Source organism: Geothermobacter hydrogeniphilus (assembly GCF_002093115.1).
Lineage (GTDB): Bacteria > Desulfobacterota > Desulfuromonadia > Desulfuromonadales > Geothermobacteraceae > Geothermobacter_A > Geothermobacter_A hydrogeniphilus.
In genome coordinates, this window is record NZ_NAAD01000048.1 from 1 (window position 1) to 4087 (window position 4087).

Annotated in this window: 5 protein-coding genes; 4 read left to right on the top strand and 1 reads right to left on the bottom strand. The window is 59.7% G+C overall.

Annotated features, from left to right (window positions below):
• Window positions 1-213: 213 nt before the first annotated feature.
• Complete coding sequence (locus B5V00_RS16675) at window positions 214-1428, bottom strand: ammonium transporter (protein ID WP_085011939.1); 1215 nt, start codon at window positions 1426-1428, stop codon at window positions 214-216.
• 308 nt (window positions 1429-1736) lie between these two features.
• Here B5V00_RS16675 and B5V00_RS16680 point away from each other — a divergent pair, with 308 nt between their 5' ends.
• From B5V00_RS16680 to B5V00_RS16695, 4 genes are all read left to right on the top strand, one after another.
• The gene (locus B5V00_RS16680; RefSeq protein WP_085011940.1) at window positions 1737-1961 is read left to right on the top strand and encodes a DUF2061 domain-containing protein; all 225 of its coding nucleotides are present in this window, start codon (window positions 1737-1739) and stop codon (window positions 1959-1961) included.
• Between the two features lie 14 nt (window positions 1962-1975).
• Entirely contained in the window at window positions 1976-2674 is a 699-nt protein-coding gene (locus tag B5V00_RS16685; protein WP_085011941.1) for a phosphoadenylyl-sulfate reductase, read from the top strand.
• Window positions 2675-2723: 49 nt separating this feature from the next.
• Complete coding sequence (gene cysD, locus B5V00_RS16690; RefSeq protein ID WP_085011942.1) at window positions 2724-3617, top strand: sulfate adenylyltransferase subunit CysD; 894 nt, start codon at window positions 2724-2726, stop codon at window positions 3615-3617.
• 93 nt (window positions 3618-3710) lie between these two features.
• Window positions 3711-4087 (top strand): GTP-binding protein (locus B5V00_RS16695; protein ID WP_245804005.1); only part of this gene is annotated, 377 nt, incomplete at its 3' end.

Genomic DNA, 4087 nt, shown 5'->3' on the forward strand with positions numbered 1-4087 from the left:
AGAAAAAAGAACCGCCTCGATCCAGAAACCGGTCCGAGGCGGTCGAGATGTGTGCAGATATCGGCCGCCCCCCCCACCACCGTTCCGAGGCGGTCGAGACGTGTGCAGCTGCAAGGCGTCTCACGTGCCGAGGAATGAGGCGTAGCGGCAGCTACGTCGCAGCGACTGAAGGCGAGAGCAACGCAGCAGACGGGTGCGTATCGGCCGCCCTCACTACTTAACCGATTCTTCGGGGTAGGCGTGGATATTATGAATCGACAAATCCGGACCGCGGAACTCATCCTCATCCTCCAGCCGGAAACCGACCGTCTTGGCGATCACCCCGTAGACCACGAAACCGACCACCAGGGCGAAGACGATCGCCAGCAGGGTGCCGATCAACTGGGACATGAAGCTGACGCCGCCCATGCCGAGAAACATCGTCTGGCCGAAGATCCCCGCCGAGATGCCGCCCCAGCTGCCGATCAGACCGTGCAGCGGCCAGACACCGAGGACGTCATCGATTTTCAGTTTTTCCTGTTCAAGTTCAAAACCGTAGACGAAAATCAACGCACCGATGCCGCCGATGAAGAACGCGGCGATCGGATGCACCAGGTCGGAACCGGCACAGATGGCGATCAGGCCGGCCAGCGCGCCGTTGTGCACGAAACCCGGGTCATTCTTACCGGCGACCAGGGCAAAAAGGACCCCGCCGACCATCGCCATCAGCGAATTGACCGCCACCAGTCCGGAAATGCCTTCCAGATTCTGGGCGCTCATGACATTGAACCCGAACCAGCCGACCGCCAGGATCCAGCTGCCGAGGGCCAGGAAGGGGATATTGGAAATCGGGATCGCCTTGCTCTGGCCGCGCACCCAGCGCCCCAGGCGGGGACCGAGGATGATGACCGCGGGCAGCGCCAGCCAGCCGCCCATGGAGTGGACCACCACGCTGCCGGCAAAATCGTGGAAACCGGCACCGAAGGTTGATTCCAGCCAGCCCTGCAGACCGGAGCTGTTCTGCCCCCAGATCAGCGATTCGAAAAAGGGATAGAAGATACCGGCAAAAATGCCGCCGGCCACCACCTGCGGCCAGAATTTGGCCCGTTCGGCGATGCCGCCGGAGATGATCGCCGGGATACAGGCGGCGAAGCAGAGCAGGAAGAAGAAACGCACCAGCTCATAGCCGTTGTTGTCGCCGAGCAACGAACCGGCCGGGGCGAGAAAATTGACGCCGTAGGCGATCGGGTAGCCGATCAGAAAATAGACCACGGTCGAGACCGACCAGTCGGTGAGAATCTTGACAAAGGCATTGACCTGGCTTTTCTGCCGGACGGAACCAACTTCAAGAAAGGCGAACCCGGCGTGCATGGCAAAAACCATGACTGCGCCGAGCATAAGAAAAAGAACGTCACCACCGTGACGCAGGGACACCATTGCGGACTCCATTGTCAGCAACCTCCTCGCTCAGATTGAATACCGGCCCCCAAGCCGGTTCCGGGCTCTTCTTTCAACATGCATACCAGCCGACGAAACGGCTGACATTCCCCGTCGCGGTTCATTTCCACCCCGCAATCTGTCGCTTTTTTAATCACCGATGGCTCCAAATTAAGCAGTACCTCACCCGCCCTAAACTACGGCTTTTTATGTTGTTTTGTCCTGCATTTTCTTCTTGACTAAACGTGTTGGGTTTTATATTGTCCTTTTCCGACACGTTCAGTGTTTTAAATACAATCGAAGCAGAGGCACATTCAACGATGGAATCAACGCAGCGCAGCCTGGCCAAGGCCATTTCATGGCGCATTATCGCAACGGTCATCACCGCCCTGATCGCCTATGCCATGACCGGCGAAATGACCTTCGCCGCCCAGATCGGGTTGGCTGACACCTGCCTGAAGTTTTTTGTTTACGTCGGCCACGAACGTCTCTGGAACCGCATCTCCTTCGGCCGCGAAAAACAGCAGCCCGAATACTACATTTAAAAAAGGGGCAGATCATGGGACATACCGCCGCAAGGTTGACAACCAACGACCCGCCCGCTGCGGAGGAAATCCTGCGGCAGGGTATCGCGCAAGCCGGGGGACCGGTGGCGCTGGCCTGTTCGTTCAGCGTTGAGGATGTCGCCGTTATCGACCTGGCGACCCGGGCGGGGCTGCCCCTCGGGGTCTTTGCCATCGACACCGGTCGTCTGCCGGAGGAAACCTACATCGTCGCCGAAACGGTTTCCCAGCGCTATGGACTGTCGATCGAATGGTATTTCCCCCAGGCCGAAGCGGTTCAACAGCTGGAACGGCAAAAAGGGCTCTTCTCCTTCCGTGAAAGCCTGGAAAACCGCCACCAATGCTGTGCGGTCCGCAAGGTCGAGCCGCTGCGACGTGCCCTGTCCGGGCTGTCCGGCTGGGTCACCGGCATGCGCCGCGCCCAGAGCGTGACCCGCAACGACATCCTGCCGATCGAGGTTGACCGGGCCCATGACGGCCTGTTGAAAATCAACCCGCTCTGCGACTGGAGTGAACGTCAGCTGTGGGATTATGCCCGCGAGCAACGGATTCCGATCCACAAACTGCACCGGCAGGGCTATCCGAGCATCGGCTGCGCCCCCTGCACCCGCGCCGTCAAGGAGGGAGAAGATGTCCGGGCCGGCCGCTGGTGGTGGGAAAACCCGGAGCACAAGGAATGCGGGCTGCATCGGTAAGAAAAAAAGCGGCTAAAGGCCAAGGGCCAAGGGCTAAGGAAAGAAACTCATGACACATTTGGAACAACTCGAAGCAGAGAGCATTCACATCATTCGCGAGGTGGCGGCCGAGTTCGAAAACCCGGTGATGCTCTATTCCATCGGCAAGGATTCGGCGGTGATGCTGCACCTGGCGCGCAAGGCCTTCTACCCGGCCCGCCCCCCCTTCCCGCTGATGCATGTCGACACCACCTGGAAATTCCGCGAGATGATCGCATTCCGTGACCGAATGGCCGCTGAATACGGCTTTGAACTGATCATTCACACCAACGAGGAGGGCGTGCGGCAGCAGGTCTCGCCCTTCACCCACGGCAGCGCCCTCTACACCGACGTGATGAAGACCGAGGGGCTCAAGCAGGCACTCGACAAGTACAAGTTCGATGCCGCCTTCGGCGGCGCGCGCCGCGACGAGGAGAAATCCCGCGCCAAGGAGCGGATCTTCTCCTTCCGCAACAAGCATCACCGCTGGGATCCGAAAAGCCAGCGCCCGGAGCTGTGGAACATCTACAACGCCAAGGTTCAGCCGGGAGAAAGCATCCGCACATTTCCCCTCTCCAACTGGACCGAACTCGACGTCTGGCAGTACATCTACAGCGAAAACATCCCCATCGTGCCGCTCTACTACGCCAAGGTGCGCCCGGTGGTCGAGCGGGACGGTCTGCTGATCATGGTCGATGATGATCGCCTGCAGCTGCGTCCCGGGGAAAAAATCGAGTACAAGTCGGTGCGTTTCCGTACCCTCGGCTGCTACCCGCTGACCGGCGCCGTCGAATCGACCGCCGCCACCCTGCCGGAAATCATCCAGGAGATGCTGCTGACCCGCACCTCCGAGCGCCAGGGCCGGGCCATCGACCACGACCAGGCCGGATCGATGGAGAAGAAGAAGGCGGAAGGGTATTTTTAAAATCAAACTGCGGCCAAAGGCTAAGGGCGAAAGGTCAAAGGGATCACACCCTTTAGCCTTGTGCCTTTAGCCCTTAGCCGAATTCGAGGGTTTATGAACAACCAATCCGAACTGATAAAAGACGATATCCACGCCTACCTGAAGGCCCAGGAAGAAAAATCGATGCTGCGCTTCATCACCTGCGGCAGCGTCGACGACGGCAAGTCGACCCTGATCGGGCGGCTGCTGTGGGATTCGAAGCTGATCTTTGAAGACCAGCTGGCGGCGCTGGAAGCCGACAGCAAGCGGGTCGGCACCCAGGGGGAAAGAATCGACTACGCGCTGCTGCTCGACGGGCTGCAGGCCGAGCGGGAACAGGGGATCACCATCGATGTCGCCTACCGCTTCTTCTCCACCGACAAGCGCAAGTTCATCGTCGCCGACACCCCGGGGCATGAACAGTACACCCGCAACATGGTCACCGGCGCCTC